A 14,249-nucleotide genomic window follows, 5' to 3' on the forward strand; every position below is an offset into this window, starting at 1 on the left:
CACCACGGTCGTTGTCACGACGCTCGAAGCCACCACGGTCGTCACGACGGTCGCGGTTGAACGACGGACGGTCGTTGTCCCGGCGGAAGCCACCGGACGGACGGTCGTTGTCGCGACGGAAGCCGCCACGGTCACCACGGTCGTTGTCACGACGCTCGAAGCCACCACGGTCGTCACGACGGTCGCGGTTGAACGACGGACGGTCGTTGTCCCGGCGGAAGCCACCGCGGTCACCACGGTCGTTGTCACGACGGTCGCGGTTGAAGGACGGACGCTCGTCGCGGTCGAAGTCGCGGCGCTCCTCGCGGACCGGCTCCGCGGCAGCGGCGGCGACCTCGGCCTCGGCGGCCTCCGTCACCTCGGCGACCGCGGCCTCCGGGTCCTCACCGCGCTCGCGGGCGGCGCGGGCCACCAGGCGGTCGGCCTCCTCGCGGAGCTCGACGGCGCGGCGCTGCAGGCGCTCCAGCTGCTTGGTCAGGTCGACGACCTCGCGCTCGGCCTGCTTGGCGGCGTTGTTCGCGGAGTCGGCCTGGACCTCGGTCAGCGACCGGGCACCGGTGATCTCGGCGACCTCGGGGTCGAACGCGCCCGCCCCGCCGACGATGTGGCGCGAGGCGTCCACGCCCGCGTCCTCCATCAGGCGGAAGATCTGGCGGCGCTGGTGCGGCAGGGCCAGGGAGACCACGACACCGGAGCGGCCGGCCCGGGCGGTGCGGCCCGAGCGGTGCAGGTAGTCCTTGTGGTCGCCGGCCGGGTCCACGTTGAGGACCAGGTCGATGCCGTCGACGTGGATGCCGCGGGCGGCGACGTCGGTGGCGACGAGGACGTTGACGTAACCGTCCTTGAAGTCGGCCAGGGTGCGGGTGCGCGCGCCCTGGGTCATGCCACCGTGCAGCGCGTCGGCCTTCACGCCGGAGTCACGCAGCTGCTCGGCGACGCGGTCGGCGCCCAGCTGGGTGCGGACGAAGATGATGGTGCGGCCCTTGCGGGCGGCGATCGCGGCGGTGACCGGGGCCTTGTCCTTCGGCTTCACGACCAGGACGTGGTGGGTCATGGTGGTGACGGCGCCGGCGGACGGGTCGACCTCGTGCGTGACCGGGGCCACCAGGTAGCGCTTGACCAGGGTGTCGATCTCGTCCTCCAGCGTGGCGGAGAAGAGGAGACGCTGGCCACCGGTCGGGACCTGGTCGAGCAGCTCGGTGACCTCGGGCAGGAAGCCCAGGTCGGCCATCTGGTCGGCCTCGTCGAGGACGGCGACCTGGACCTGCTCCAGGGAGCAGGCGCCGCGGTTGATGATGTCGCGGAGACGGCCCGGGGTGGCGACGAGGATGTCGACGCCGCGCTCCAGGGCGTAGATCTGGTTGCCCATGGACGTACCGCCGCAGACGACCTTCATCCGGAGGCCGAGCACGTCGCCGTAGGGCTGGAGGGCGTCCGCGACCTGCATCGCGAGCTCACGGGTCGGGGTGAGGATGACGCCGCGGGGCTTCTTCTTCTCGGTGTGGCCGTCCGCCAGCGTGGCGAGCAGCGGCAGACCGAAGGAGAGGGTCTTGCCGGAGCCGGTGCGGCCGCGGCCGAGGATGTCCTTGCCGGCCAGGGCGTCCGGGATGGTCGCGGCCTGGATCGGGAAGGGGGTGGTCACGCCGTTCTGGGCGAGCTTGCGCACGACGCCCTCGGGGAGACCCAGGTCACCGAAGGTGAGCTCAGGGGTCTCGTCGGCGGGGGTCTCGTCGGCCTCGACGACGGTGTGGACGTCGGCCTCGACTACCTCGATGACGTCGACGATCTCGTCGTTCTCGGGCAGGACGGCGTGATCAGAGCTGAAAATGGACATGCGAAATGCGAAACCTTCCGGAGTCTCGGCACGCGCCCGTCAACTCCGTGTTTCGCACTACGACCGCCTCAATGCGGTCAGCCACGGCAAGGGAGAGTACGCGCCAGTCACGGCGCTCTTCGGTCGTGGCGCCGGGCAAATGGGATCAAACGATCTACCACCATACGCACTCTCCCCCACCCAAGGCAAACCGAGCTGCGTCACACCGGCCCGGCCTGCGGTGATGCCTCCGGCTCCGTCGCCCCGCCGGGCCTGTCGGCGGCCCGCATGGCACTCATGTGGGTGTCCGCGCCGGGCGTCGTCGTGGGCGTCTCGGTGACGGTCGGTTCCGGCGTCGGCTCCTGCGTCGGGCTCGGCTCCTGGGTCGGCGTCGGCTGCGGCGGATCCACCGGAGGAGTCGTGGAACCGCCGGACGCCCCGGGGTCGCCGCCCGCCCCGCCGTCCCCGCCGTCGGGCGGCTGCTGCGGCTCCGGCGCCCCGCCCGGGCCGGCCGGGCCCGCCCCGTCGGAGGGCTTCGCCGTGACGGACGCCGAGCCGCTCGGCACCGGCGACTCCTTGCCCTCGCCGTCCGGATCGGGTCCGCTCCGCCCCGTACGGTCGAAGCCGCCCCCACCGTGCGAACCGGAGAGCCCGCCGTCATCCCCGGAACCGGCCGCCGCCTGCTTCCCGGCGGAGTTGCTGGGCGCCGGCTTCGCGCCGTCGTCGCCGACACTCATACAGCCGCTCAGACCCGCGCAGGCGGCGACCGCCAACGCGGTGGCGGCCCATCTCACGGGGGTGGGCAAATGGCGCACGGAGGGCACCTCCAGGACACGAACGGCAGGAACGGGACGCGGTCTCGAACGCGTTGCCCTGCCCAACTCCCTTTGTGCCACCGGGGACACGCCCTCCGCGCTCCTGCGGGAACTCAGCCGCCGAGGCCCAGGAGGCCGCCCACGAGGCCGAGCGGCGCGACGGCCTTGCCGAGGGCGCCGGCGGTGCCGGAGGCCTTGGCGGGGGTCGTGGCGGCGGCCGTGGCCGGGGTGGCGGTGGTGGTGCTCGTGGTCGTGGCGGTCTCCTTGGCGGTACCGGCGGTGTCCTTGACCGCCGCCGTGGCGGCGGCGGTGGTGCCGCGGTCGTCCGCGGACGCGCCGTCGCCGAGCAGCCCGACGCCTTCCAGGACGTCGTGCAGGTCCAGGACGTCGTCCACGTCGACGAGGTTGGCCACGCCGTAGACGTCGCCGGTGTCGGCGTGGGCGGCGCCCGCGGTCCCGAGGACGGCCAGGGCAGCGACAGCGGCGCTCGCGAGGGAGCGCTTGAGGGTGTTGTTCATGCCCCGCAAAACCCACGGGCCCCACGGAGGGTCACCGTCCTCACGCGATCGCCACTCCAATGCCGCTGCGATTCACCGCCCCGGCACCGGAGAATGGGCTCGTGCTGGAGATGACGCGCGACACGTTCGAAGAACTGGTGTCCCAGGCCCTGGACACGATCCCGCCGGAGCTCACCCGGGTGATGGACAACGTGGCGGTGTTCGTCGAGGACGAACCGGACCCCTCGGACCCGGAACTCCTCGGCCTGTACGAGGGAACGCCGCTCACCGAGCGCGGCGAGTGGTACGCCGGCGTGCTGCCCGACCGCATCTCCATCTACATGGGTCCGACCCTCCGCTACTGCGAGACGGCGGAGGACGTGGTCCACGAGGTGGCCGTGACCGTGGTGCACGAGATCGCCCACCATTTCGGCATCGACGACGAACGCCTCCACGAGCTGGGCTGGGGCTGACGCGCCCCGCCCGGGGAGCCCGCCAGGGGGCCGCCGCGAGCCCGCCACGAAACCGTTTTGGCGATACCGCCTGCCATCCCATATGCTTCTCACGTCCCCGACGCGCTGATGAAGCGCCCAGGCGGGCCCTTAGCCCTCATCGTCTAGTGGCCCAGGACGCCGCCCTTTCAAGGCGGTAGCACGGGTTCGAATCCCGTTGGGGGCACGCACAACCCTGTGCGAGACTTGTCTCGCACACCATATGGTCCTGTGGAGCAGTTGGTTAGCTCGCCACCCTGTCAAGGTGGAGGTCGCGGGTTCAAGTCCCGTCAGGATCGCTGGAGCTGGAAACAGCTTCGTGGCTGGGTAGCTCAGTTGGTACGAGCGATCGCCTGAAAAGCGATAGGTCGCCGGTTCGACCCCGGCCCCAGCCACAAGGAGAAGGCCCCGTTCGCGAGAACGGGGCCTTCTGCGTGCCCGCCCCCTACTCCTCCTGCTCGCGGCCGCGCCGGCCGCGCCAGGCGAGCGCCGCCGCCACCACCGCCACCACGGCCACGAGCAGCGCCCAGTCCGGGACCGCGCGCCCCAGGACGCCCACGCGCTCCTCCACGGCGAAGGAGTCGTCGACCGAGAGCAGCCCGGGCAGGGCCGTGGTGCCGTCGAAGACCAGGAAGAGCGTGCCGAGGGCGATGAAGAAGAGGCCCGAGAGCAGCGAGGTCGAGTGCAGCTCGAAGCGGCCCAGGCGGATCGGCCGGCCGCGCAGCCAGCGCCGCCGGCCCAGGTCGTAACGCTCCCAGAGCAGCGCGAGCACGAAGAGCGGAACGGCCATGCCGAGCGCGTACACGGCGAGGAGCAGGCCGCCGTAGACCGGGCTGCCGCTGAGCGCCGCCACCGTCAGGACGCTGCCCAGGATCGGGCCCGCACAGAAGCCGGCGAGGCCGTAGACCAGGCCCAGGGCGTAGACGGAGAGTGCCGTCGTGGGGCGGATCCGGCCGCTCGCCCGGGCGAGCCGGCGGGACGCGAAGCCCAGGCCGAGGATCTGGAGCACCCCGAGGCCCACGATCAGCCAGCCGCCGACGGCCACCAGGAGGTCCCGGTGGCCGTAGAAGAGGCGGCCGGCGAAGGAGCCGGCCGCGCCCAGCGGGACGAGGGTGGTGGCCAGGCCCGTGTAGAAGATCCCGGTCCGGGCCACCAGCCGGGTCCGGGTGTCGACGGAGTACGCGAAGAACGCCGGGAGCAGCAGGGCGCTGCACGGGCTGAGGAGGGCGAGCAGGCCGCCGAGGAAGGCGGCGAAGTAGCCGATCCCGGAGGTCATCGCGCGTTCCCGGCGGACGCCCCGTCCCGGCCCGCGTCCGGTCCCGCCGCCTTGGACCCGGCGGCCTCCGCCGCCCTGGCCGCCGCCTCGACGGCCTCGGTGAAGGTGTCCATCGGCTGGGCGCCCGCGATCGGGCGGCCGTTGACCAGGAAGGACGGGGTCGATGTGGCGCCGAGCGAGTAGCCCTGCTCCTGGTCCCTGCTCACGGCCTCCCGGGCCGCCGCGCTGTCGGTGTCCCGGGTGAACCGGGCGAGGTCCGCGACGCCCGCCTCCTTCGCGAGGACGGCCAGGCGCTGCGCGCCGAAACCCTTCTCCTTGGCGCCCGGCGCGTACGCGGCCCTGTGGAACTCCCAGAACCGGCCCTGCTGCCCGGCCGCCCACGAGGCGCGGGCCGCCGCCTCGGACTCCTCGCCGAAGATCGGGAAGTTCCGCCACTCGATGCGCAGGACGCCGGCGTCCACGTACTTCTTCACCAGCACGGGCTCGGTGTCCCGGGCGAACTTGCCGCAGTAGCCGCACTTGAAGTCGGCGTACTCGATCAGGACGACGGGCGCGTCGGCGCGGCCGAGGGCCAGCCCGTCGTTCGCGTCGCGGCGGGCGTAGGCCTCCAGCTCGGGGTAGACGCCGGCGGACGGGTCGGCCGAGACCTCGGCGACGGAGGACCCGGAGGGCGAGGACGGCTTGGTGGTCGCGTAGGAGACGACGCCGAGCAGCGTGGCCGCGAGGGCCACCCCCGCGACGACGGCGACGGGCTTGGACCTGGACATGCGAAAGCGCTCCTGAGGACGGAGGAGAAAAGGGGACGGACGGCGAGGAGGGGCGCCCGTCTAGACCCTCAGGATCGACAGCTCCAGCGGTGACGGCGGTACGAGCTCCGGCGGCGCGGGACCCGGCGTCGCGTCCGCCGCGGCCTGGTCCGCGCCCCAGCCGCCGCACGGGGTCCGCTGCCCGGCGAGCGCCGGGAGCAGCTCGCCCGAGCCGTGCGAGCGGGGCGGTACGGCGGGGGCCGCGGCCCCCGCGTCGTCGCCGTGGCCCCGGTCGCAGCCGGGGCCGCCGGCCGGCGCGCTCGCCACCGCGGCCGTGGCCGCGGCCGTGACCGTGACCGGGCCGGGGCCCTCGCCGACGGCGACGGCCGTCGCCGTGCCGCAGCCCAGCAGGACCAGCACCAATCCCGCCAGGGCGGCGAGGGCCGCCGGCACGCGGTGGGTGCGGGACATGCGGAAACCTTTCGGGAGGATGCTGGCCGGTGTGCCCGAAATACTACGCAGGGTCGCCGCGCCGCCCTCGTAAATCGGTTCGCCGCTTCTCGTCCGCAGGTGCGATCCTGGGTTCCGTATGTCTACTTCCTTCGCCGCCCTCCAGTCCGTCCTGGCCGAGGTCTCGCTGCGGGACTCCCACCGGCTCGGCCGCCGTCTCGAAGGCGCCCGCCGCATCCGCAAGCCCGAGGCCCGCGCGGCCGTCCTGGACGAGATCGCCGCCGAGGCCGGCAAGGCCAAGGAGCGCGTCGAGGCGCGCGCGGCCCTCGTGCCGCCCGTCACGTACCCCGAACAGCTGCCCGTCTCGCAGAAGAAGGACGAGATCGCCGAGGCGATACGCGACCACCAGGTCGTGATCGTCGCCGGTGAGACCGGCTCCGGCAAGACGACGCAGATCCCGAAGATCTGCCTGGAGCTGGGCCGCGGCGTCCGCGGCATGATCGGGCACACCCAGCCCCGCCGGATCGCCGCCCGCACGGTCGCGGAGCGCGTGGCCGAGGAGCTGAAGACCCCGCTCGGCGAGGCGGTCGGCTGGAAGGTCCGGTTCACGGACCAGGTGAACCCCGACGAGACCTTCGTCAAGCTGATGACGGACGGCATCCTGCTCGCCGAGATCCAGACGGACCGCGAGCTGCGCGCCTACGACACGATCATCATCGACGAGGCCCACGAGCGGTCTCTCAACATCGACTTCCTGCTCGGCTATCTGGCCCAGCTCCTCCCGAAGCGCCCCGACCTGAAGGTCGTGATCACCTCCGCGACCATCGACCCGGAGCGCTTCTCGCGTCATTTCGGCGAGGCCCCGATCGTCGAGGTCTCCGGCCGCACGTACCCGGTCGAGGTGCGCTACCGGCCGCTCCTGGAGGAGGACTCCGAGGAAGCGGACCGGGACCAGATCACCGCGATCTGCGACGCCGTCGACGAGCTCCAGAAGGAGGGCCCGGGTGACGTCCTGGTCTTCCTCTCCGGCGAGCGGGAGATCCGCGACACGGCGGACGCCCTGATCAAGAAGAACCTCTTCAACACGGAGATCCTGCCGCTGTACGCCCGGCTGTCGCACGCCGAGCAGCACAGGGTGTTCCAGGCGCACTCCGGCCGCCGGATCGTGCTCGCCACGAACGTCGCCGAGACCTCGCTGACCGTCCCCGGCATCAAGTACGTGATCGACCCGGGCACCGCCCGCATCTCGCGCTACTCGCACCGCACCAAGGTGCAGCGCCTGCCGATCGAGCCGATCAGCCAGGCCAGCGCCAACCAGCGCAAGGGCCGCTGCGGCCGTACGTCGGACGGCATCTGCATCCGGCTCTACTCCGAGGACGACTTCCTCACCCGGCCGGAGTTCACGGACGCCGAGATCCTCCGGACGAACCTGGCCTCCGTCATCCTCCAGATGACCGCGGCCGGCCTCGGCGACATCGAGAAGTTCCCCTTCATCGACCCGCCGGACCACCGCAACATCCGGGACGGCGTCCAGCTCCTCCAGGAGCTCGGGGCGCTCGACCCGACGCAGAAGGATCCGAAGAAGCGGCTCACGCAGCAGGGCCGCAAGCTGTCCCAGCTCCCGGTCGACCCGCGGCTCGCCCGCATGGTCCTGGAAGCCGACCGGAACGGCTGCGTCCGCGAGGTCATGGTGATCGCGGCGGCGCTGTCCATCCAGGACCCGCGGGAGCGGCCGGCCGAGAAGCAGGCGCAGGCCGACCAGCTGCACGCCCGCTTCAAGGACGAGACGAGCGACTTCCTCGCCTTCCTCAACCTGTGGCGCTACGTGCGCGAGCAGCAGAAGGAGCGCGGCTCCAGCTCCTTCCGCCGGATGTGCAAGCAGGAGTACCTGAACTTCCTGCGCATCCGCGAGTGGCAGGACATCTACTCCCAGCTGCGCACGGTCGCCAAGCAGATGGGCATCCACCTCAACGAGGAGGACGCGCCCGAGCAGTCCGTCCACGTCTCCCTGCTCGCCGGCCTCCTGAGCCACATCGGCCTGAAGGACGTCAAGGAGTCCAAGGACGGCGGCAAGGACGGCAAGCGGGAGGGCACGCGGAACGAGTACCTGGGTGCCCGCAGCGCCAAGTTCGCGATCTTCCCCGGCTCGGGCCTCTTCAAGAAGCCCCCGCGGATGGTCATGTCCGCCGAGCTGGTGGAGACCTCCCGGCTCTGGGCCCGGGTGAACGCCCGGATCGAGCCCGAGTGGGTCGAGCCGCTGGCCCAGCACCTGGTGAAGAAGACGTACAGCGAGCCGCACTGGGAGAAGGACCAGGCCGCCGTCGTCGCCTTCGAGAAGGTCACGCTGTACGGCGTGCCGATCGTCGCCGACCGCAAGGTGAACTACGGCCGGATCGACCCCGAGGTCTCCCGCGACCTGTTCATCCGCAACGCGCTCGTCGAGGGCGACTGGCGCACCCACCACAAGTTCTTCGCCGACAACCGCAAGCTCCTGACCGAGGTCGAGGAGCTGGAGCACCGGGCCCGGCGCCGGGACATCCTGGTCGACGACGAGACGCTCTTCGACTTCTACGACAAGCGCGTGCCGGAACACGTCGTGTCCGGCGCGCACTTCGACTCGTGGTGGAAGCACAAGCGCCACGAGGAGCCGGAGTTCCTCGACTTCGAGCGCGAGATGCTCATCAACGAGAAGGCGGGGGCGGTCACCAAGGCCGACTACCCGGACTCGTGGCGGCAGGGCGCGCTGAAGTTCCGGGTGACCTACCAGTTCGAGCCCGGCGCGGACGCGGACGGCGTGACCGTCCACGTCCCGCTGCAGGTCCTGAACCAGGTCACCGACGAGGGCTTCGACTGGCAGATCCCCGGTCTGCGCGAGGAGGTCGTCACCGAGCTCATCCGGTCGCTGCCCAAGCCGATCCGCCGGCATTACGTGCCCGCGCCGAACTTCGCGGGCCGCTTCCTGGACTCGGTCGTCCCGGTGCAGGAGCCGCTGACGGCGGCGCTCGCCCGCGAGCTGCAGCGGATGGTCGGGGTCCCGGTGACGGCGGAGGACTTCGACTGGGCGAAGGTGCCCGAGCACCTCAAGGTGACCTTCCGGATCGTCGACGAGCGGCGCCGCAAGCTGGCCGAGGACAAGGACCTGGAGGCGCTGCGCCTGCAGCTGCGCCCCAAGGCCCGCCAGGCGCTCTCCAAGGCCGCCAAGGCGGCCACGGCGGGCCCGGACGGCTCCGGGCCCTCCCTGGAGCGCACAGGGCTCAAGGACTGGACGATCGGCACCCTCACCAAGGTCTTCGAGACCCGGCGGGCCGGCCAGCCGGTCAAGGCGTACCCCGCGCTGGTGGACGAGGGCGAGACCGTGGCCGTACGGCTCTTCGACTCGGAGGCCGAGCAGGCGCAGGCGATGTGGCGGGGCACCCGGAAGCTGATCATGCTGAACATCCCGGTGAACCCGGCGAAGTTCGCCTCGGACAAGCTCACCAACCAGCAGAAGCTGGCCCTGTCCGCGAACCCGCACGGCTCGATCCAGGCCCTGTTCGACGACTGCGCGACCGCCGCCGCCGACCGGCTGATCGCGGACCACGGCGGGCCCGTGTGGGACGAGGAGTCCTTCCGGAAGCTGTACGACAAGGTCCGCGCCGACCTCGTCGAGCTGACGATCCGTACGGTGGGTCAGGTCCAGCAGGTCCTGGCGGCCTGGCAGGCCTGCGAGCGGCGTCTGAAGACCGCGCACAGCCCCGCCCTCCTGCCGAACCTGCAGGACGTGCGGGAGCAGCTGTCCTGGCTGATGCCGGCCGGCTTCGTCACCCGTACGGGCCTGAAGCGGCTGCCGGACCTGATGCGCTACCTGGTGGCGGTGGACCGGCGGCTGCAGCAGATGCCGACGGGCGTGCAGCGGGACACCACCCGGATGGAGAAGGTGCACGAGATGCTGGACGAGTACGCCTGGCTGCTCGAACAGCTCCCGAAGGGGCGCCCGGTGCCCGCCTCGGTCACGGACATCCGCTGGATGATCGAGGAGCTGCGGGTGAGCTACTTCGCCCACGCCCTGGGCACGGCGCACCCGGTGTCGGACAAGCGGATCGTGAAGGCGATCGACGCCGCGGTGCCGTAGCGGCACCCTCGCCGTCGGTGAGTTCGACCAGACCGCTGACCTGCTGTACAGTTTTCCTCGCAGCCACGCAGCAGAGGTTGCGAAGGTCCTGTGGAGCAGTTGGTTAGCTCGCCACCCTGTCAAGGTGGAGGTCGCGGGTTCAAGTCCCGTCAGGATCGCAAGTGGAAGGCCCGCACCGTTCGGTGCGGGCCTTCTTGCGTTGTCACCACCGAAGGACCAAGGTCCCACCAAGGGGTGACCAAGGGCGGGGTGGCGGCCGTTCGGGCGCTGGAAGGCTGTTCCACGACAACACTTTGACGGTGTGACGGGAGTCACTTAATCCGTTTCAGAAGGTGGCTCACTTACACCCCTCCTACATCACCCCCATTTAATATGTGCAATTGCACGGGGTCTACGCGGGATGCGCGAGGGTGCGGGCCGGCCCGCGCGGGCACAAAAAAGATCGCGCTGGACCCGGCGGAGTCCAGCGCGATCGATGACGGAGAGCCTGTTGGGGCAGGCACCAGTCGGCAGAGCTTGGGGTGGGCGAACCGGGTTGGGGGACCCGGAATGTGCCCGGTGAAGCGGGGTGTTACTGCGTTACGCGGGCGCCTCAGGCCTCGCTGCGCTGCTGCGGAATGCCCGCCAGCAGGGCGCGGACCTCGGCCTCGCGGTACCGGCGGTGTCCACCCAGGGTGCGGATGGACGTGAGCTTGCCGGCCTTCGCCCAACGGGTCACCGTCTTCGGGTCCACGCGGAACATCGTGGCAACCTCGGCAGGGGTCAGCAGCGGCTCGGCATCAGGGGTGCGAGCGGTCATGAGCGGCCTCCTCGGGAGAACCGAACCTTCTCGGTTCTTTCCTCTAAATTCTGCACCTTGACCCGCGTTGCCCGAAATGGCAGAAGCGGGCCGAGTCGGTTATAGGACGAACGGCTTGTCCTCGGCACTACAACTACACCATCCGTCCAGCCACGTCGGCCAAACCGATGGAATTGCCCTCGCAGGTGTTCATCAGCGGCGGAAGTCGATGGACCATGCCATAACGGACAGTCACGCCCCTGTGACGATCAGTCACAGAGCGATCAGGAGTCCTCAGACCCCCCATAGAGTGCAATGCTGAGCGTTCCGCCCTTACTTGGACGGAAGGAACCCTCCCCGGACTCCTTGTCCTATTTTGGCACGAGGGTGGGTGATGGACGCAAGGGTGCGTTAAGTGCTGTCCGTCACGCTTGAGCCAAAGGCCCGGATCGGGACCTACGTCCCGGCACACCCGCGCCATCGGCCCCACAAGAGCAGACCAAAGGCCCGAACTGGTGTCCAGCGACGAAGATCATTTACATCAGGTGGACGTGTCCTGTCGATGGTCAGTTGGCGAACTGCAGGTTGCGGATCGCCCGCCACCGCTCCGCGAGCCGCCCGTAGGCCTCCTCCGCGCCCTCGCCGTCGCCGTCCCGCAGCGCCGCGATGCCCTCGGCCAGGTCCGCCGCCGACCGGTCAGCCGCCAGCGTCTCCGCACCGACCGCGTGCACCAGGCCGCCGTAGTCCAGCTCCACCAGCGCCCGCGGATGGAACTCCTCCAGCCAGCGCCCCACCCCGACCAGGCCCTCGGTCATCGGACCCTCCGCGATCGCCCCCCGCAGCGCCTTCAGGGCCCGCGCGAGCCGCCGCCGCGCCTGCGCCATGGGCGTCCGGTAGCGCAGCACCGGCGCCTCGCCCGCCGCCCGGTCCCCCGGCGCGTACTCCCGCTCCTCGTCCGAGAACACGGCGAACCAGCTCAAGGGGACCCGCCACACCGCGCTGCGGATCCACGGACGCGCGTCCGGGTTGCGCTCCAGCCACCGCTCGTGGTCCGCCGCCACCTGCTCCCGCACCACCGGCGGCAGCATCGCGTCCAGCACCGGCGCCGGCAGCGTCCCGCCCACCAGCTCCTCCAGGGCCAGCCAGCCGCGCAGCCGGGTCCGCCACGGGCAGACCAGGACCACCCCGTCGAGCGTCGCCACGAACGCGTCGCCGCTCTCGTGCACCGGCACCGGCACCGGCGGGACCGACACCAAGTCGGCCAGCGAACGCCTCAGTTCCTCCTGCGCGCCCGGGGTGTCCGTACGGCACGCGTACCGGGCCCAGTGCCCCCGCTCCGGCTCCGGGAAGGCGGCCAGCGGCTCGTACACGCGCAGATACGCGGCATAGGGGACGAGTACCGACGAGGGGACCGACATGTCGTAAATCCTTCCACGCGGGTCATCCTGAAGGGGGTGATCCTCAGCACTGCGTCCCTGCTACGGCCAGGTAGGACTTACCCTTCTGCCGACCTGGTCCCACCCCCACCCGCAGGGGGGACCTTCCGCCGCTTCGTAATTGGGAGTCACCACCGTGACCGATGTGACCGGCGTTCCTGACGTACTGCACACCCTGTTCCACTCGGAGCAGGGGGGCCACGAGCAAGTCGTGCTGTGCCAGGACCGCGCCACCGGCCTGAAGGCCGTCATCGCCCTCCACAACACCGCCCTGGGCCCGGCCCTCGGCGGAACCCGCTTCTACCCGTACGCCACCGAGGCCGAGGCGATCGCCGACGCGCTGAACCTCTCCCGCGGCATGTCGTACAAGAACGCCATGGCCGGCCTCGACCACGGCGGCGGCAAGGCCGTCATCATCGGCGACCCGGAGCAGATCAAGAGCGAGGAGCTCCTCCTCGCCTACGGGCGCTTCGTCGCCTCCCTCGGCGGACGCTACGTCACCGCCTGCGACGTCGGCACCTACGTGGCCGACATGGACGTCGTGGCCCGGGCGAACCAGTGGACCACCGGCCGCTCCCCCGAGAACGGCGGCGCCGGCGACTCCTCCGTCCTCACCGCCTTCGGCGTCTTCCAGGGCATGCGCGCCTCCGCGCAGACCCTGTGGGGCGACCCCTCCCTGCGCGGCCGCAAGGTCGGCGTCGCCGGCGTCGGCAAGGTCGGCCACTACCTGGTCGAGCACCTCCTGGAGGACGGCGCCGAGGTCGTGATCACCGACGTGCGCGAGGAGTCGGTGCGCCGGATCACCGAGAAGCACCCGCAGGTCGCCGTCGTGGCCGACACCGAGGCGCTGATCCGCGTCGAGGGCCTCGACATCTACGCGCCCTGCGCGCTGGGCGGCGCCCTGAACGAGGAGACCGTGCCGTTCATCACCGCCCGCATCGTCTGCGGCGCGGCCAACAACCAGCTCGCGCACCCGGGCATCGAGAAGGACCTCGTCGAGCGCGGGATCCTCTACGCCCCGGACTACGTGGTGAACGCCGGCGGCGTGATCCAGGTCGCCGACGAGCTGCACGGCTTCGACTTCGACCGCTGCAAGGCGAAGGCGACGAAGATCTTCGACACCACCCTGGAGATCTTTGCACGTGCGAAGTCGGACGGCATTCCGCCGGCCGCGGCGGCCGACCGGATCGCCGAGCAGCGCATGGCCGAGGCGCGTCGGGCCTGAGCTTGACAGGGACGGCCCGCCGGGCGGCGAGCGATTCGCGAGACTTCGCTCACGCCGATCGGCGGGTCGGACCTCAAGAAGAGGTTAAAATCGCGATTGACCAGCGAGGACGGGGCACCTCGATGGTTCTGTACCGGGGTATGTGATGCGCGCGGCGTACCGTAGACCGACGGAAACAGGTACCGTTGAAGCCCTACGGACCGGTCTCTCTTCGAGAGCCCGTTTCGGACCATGAACGCGTGTCAAGACTCTGGGGCCAAAGAGCCCCGTCACCGAGGGGGTCGAGCCATGGGGCGCGGCCGGGCAAAGGCCAAGCAGACCAAGGTCGCCCGCCAGCTGAAGTACAGCAGCGGCGGGACTGACCTGTCGCGTCTGGCCAATGAGCTGGGCGCATCGACTTCGAGCCAGCCGCCGAATGGCGAGCCGTTCGAGGACGACGACGAGGAAGACGACCCGTACGCGCAGTACGCGGATCTCTACAACACGGACGACGAGGACGAGGACGACGAGTCCGGTCCGGCGTCCACTCAGCGTCGCGCTTGACCTTCTGAACATCGAAACCCGGTCCGGGGTACCCGGACCGGGTTTCTGCGCTGTCCGGAGCCGCTGAG

The 14,249-nt window shown here is 70.8% G+C and carries 12 protein-coding genes and 4 tRNA genes; 8 read left to right on the forward strand and 8 right to left on the reverse strand.

Annotated elements, in window-relative coordinates; all coding sequences use genetic code 11:
- The 3 genes from AB0M16_RS18510 to AB0M16_RS18520 form a co-directional block, all read right to left on the reverse strand.
- Positions 1 to 1,834, reverse strand: a 1,834-nt coding sequence (locus tag AB0M16_RS18510; RefSeq protein ID WP_365344068.1) for a DEAD/DEAH box helicase, incomplete at its 3' end; no start/stop codon positions are given.
- Positions 1,835 to 2,034: 200 nt separating this feature from the next.
- Positions 2,035 to 2,550, reverse strand: a complete 516-nt coding sequence (locus tag AB0M16_RS18515; protein WP_365344070.1) for a hypothetical protein — start codon at positions 2,548 to 2,550, stop codon at positions 2,035 to 2,037.
- Between the two features lie 191 nt (positions 2,551 to 2,741).
- Positions 2,742 to 3,146: a hypothetical protein gene (locus AB0M16_RS18520; protein WP_365344072.1), complete on the reverse strand. Its 405-nt coding sequence runs from the start codon at positions 3,144 to 3,146 to the stop codon at positions 2,742 to 2,744.
- Between the two features lie 101 nt (positions 3,147 to 3,247).
- Here AB0M16_RS18520 and AB0M16_RS18525 point away from each other — a divergent pair, with 101 nt between their 5' ends.
- The 4 genes from AB0M16_RS18525 to AB0M16_RS18540 all read left to right on the forward strand — a co-directional run bounded on the left by AB0M16_RS18525 (position 3,248) and on the right by AB0M16_RS18540 (position 4,011).
- Complete coding sequence (locus AB0M16_RS18525) at positions 3,248 to 3,598, forward strand: metallopeptidase family protein (protein ID WP_365344074.1); 351 nt, start codon at positions 3,248 to 3,250, stop codon at positions 3,596 to 3,598.
- 132 nt (positions 3,599 to 3,730) lie between these two features.
- Positions 3,731 to 3,803: transfer RNA gene (locus AB0M16_RS18530), tRNA-Glu, on the forward strand.
- 38 nt (positions 3,804 to 3,841) lie between these two features.
- Positions 3,842 to 3,915, forward strand: a tRNA-Asp gene (locus AB0M16_RS18535).
- Positions 3,916 to 3,937: 22 nt separating this feature from the next.
- Positions 3,938 to 4,011, forward strand: a tRNA-Phe gene (locus tag AB0M16_RS18540).
- Between the two features lie 50 nt (positions 4,012 to 4,061).
- Here AB0M16_RS18540 and AB0M16_RS18545 read toward each other — a convergent pair.
- The 3 genes from AB0M16_RS18545 to AB0M16_RS18555 are packed head-to-tail and all read right to left on the reverse strand — an operon-like array spanning position 4,062 to position 6,109.
- Positions 4,062 to 4,892 (reverse strand): cytochrome c biogenesis CcdA family protein, encoded by an 831-nt coding sequence (locus AB0M16_RS18545; protein ID WP_365344076.1) that lies wholly within the window; start codon positions 4,890 to 4,892, stop codon positions 4,062 to 4,064.
- Entirely contained in the window at positions 4,889 to 5,659 is a 771-nt protein-coding gene (locus AB0M16_RS18550) for a DsbA family protein (RefSeq protein ID WP_365344078.1), read from the reverse strand. The genes AB0M16_RS18545 and AB0M16_RS18550 overlap by 4 nt, the downstream gene beginning before the upstream one ends.
- A 60-nt stretch (positions 5,660 to 5,719) precedes the next feature.
- The gene (locus tag AB0M16_RS18555; RefSeq protein WP_365344080.1) at positions 5,720 to 6,109 is read right to left on the reverse strand and encodes a hypothetical protein; all 390 of its coding nucleotides are present in this window, start codon (positions 6,107 to 6,109) and stop codon (positions 5,720 to 5,722) included.
- Positions 6,110 to 6,227: 118 nt separating this feature from the next.
- On the opposite strand from AB0M16_RS18555, the gene hrpA reads away from it, so the two are divergent.
- Together hrpA and AB0M16_RS18565 are read left to right on the forward strand one after the other, a co-directional pair.
- A complete protein-coding gene (gene hrpA / locus AB0M16_RS18560; RefSeq protein WP_365344082.1) occupies positions 6,228 to 10,199 on the forward strand; it encodes an ATP-dependent RNA helicase HrpA in 3,972 nt (1,323 codons plus the stop codon).
- 84 nt (positions 10,200 to 10,283) lie between these two features.
- A tRNA-Asp gene (locus AB0M16_RS18565) sits at positions 10,284 to 10,357 on the forward strand.
- Positions 10,358 to 10,791: 434 nt separating this feature from the next.
- Here the strand turns inward: AB0M16_RS18565 and bldC are convergent.
- The gene (gene bldC, locus AB0M16_RS18570) at positions 10,792 to 10,998 is read right to left on the reverse strand and encodes a developmental transcriptional regulator BldC (RefSeq protein ID WP_003949541.1); all 207 of its coding nucleotides are present in this window, start codon (positions 10,996 to 10,998) and stop codon (positions 10,792 to 10,794) included.
- Between the two features lie 545 nt (positions 10,999 to 11,543).
- Positions 11,544 to 12,395, reverse strand: coding sequence for a hypothetical protein (locus tag AB0M16_RS18575; protein ID WP_365344084.1), 852 nt, complete (start codon positions 12,393 to 12,395; stop codon positions 11,544 to 11,546).
- 154 nt (positions 12,396 to 12,549) lie between these two features.
- Here AB0M16_RS18575 and AB0M16_RS18580 point away from each other — a divergent pair, with 154 nt between their 5' ends.
- Both AB0M16_RS18580 and AB0M16_RS18585 read left to right on the forward strand, forming a co-directional pair.
- The gene (locus AB0M16_RS18580) at positions 12,550 to 13,638 is read left to right on the forward strand and encodes a Glu/Leu/Phe/Val dehydrogenase dimerization domain-containing protein (RefSeq protein WP_365344086.1); all 1,089 of its coding nucleotides are present in this window, start codon (positions 12,550 to 12,552) and stop codon (positions 13,636 to 13,638) included.
- Between the two features lie 288 nt (positions 13,639 to 13,926).
- The gene (locus AB0M16_RS18585) at positions 13,927 to 14,181 is read left to right on the forward strand and encodes a DUF3073 domain-containing protein (protein WP_265861184.1); all 255 of its coding nucleotides are present in this window, start codon (positions 13,927 to 13,929) and stop codon (positions 14,179 to 14,181) included.
- The last annotated feature ends 68 nt before the right edge of the window (positions 14,182 to 14,249 follow it).

It is taken from the genome of Streptomyces sp. NPDC051921, from assembly GCF_040680975.1.
In the GTDB taxonomy this organism is placed as follows: domain Bacteria; phylum Actinomycetota; class Actinomycetes; order Streptomycetales; family Streptomycetaceae; genus Streptomyces.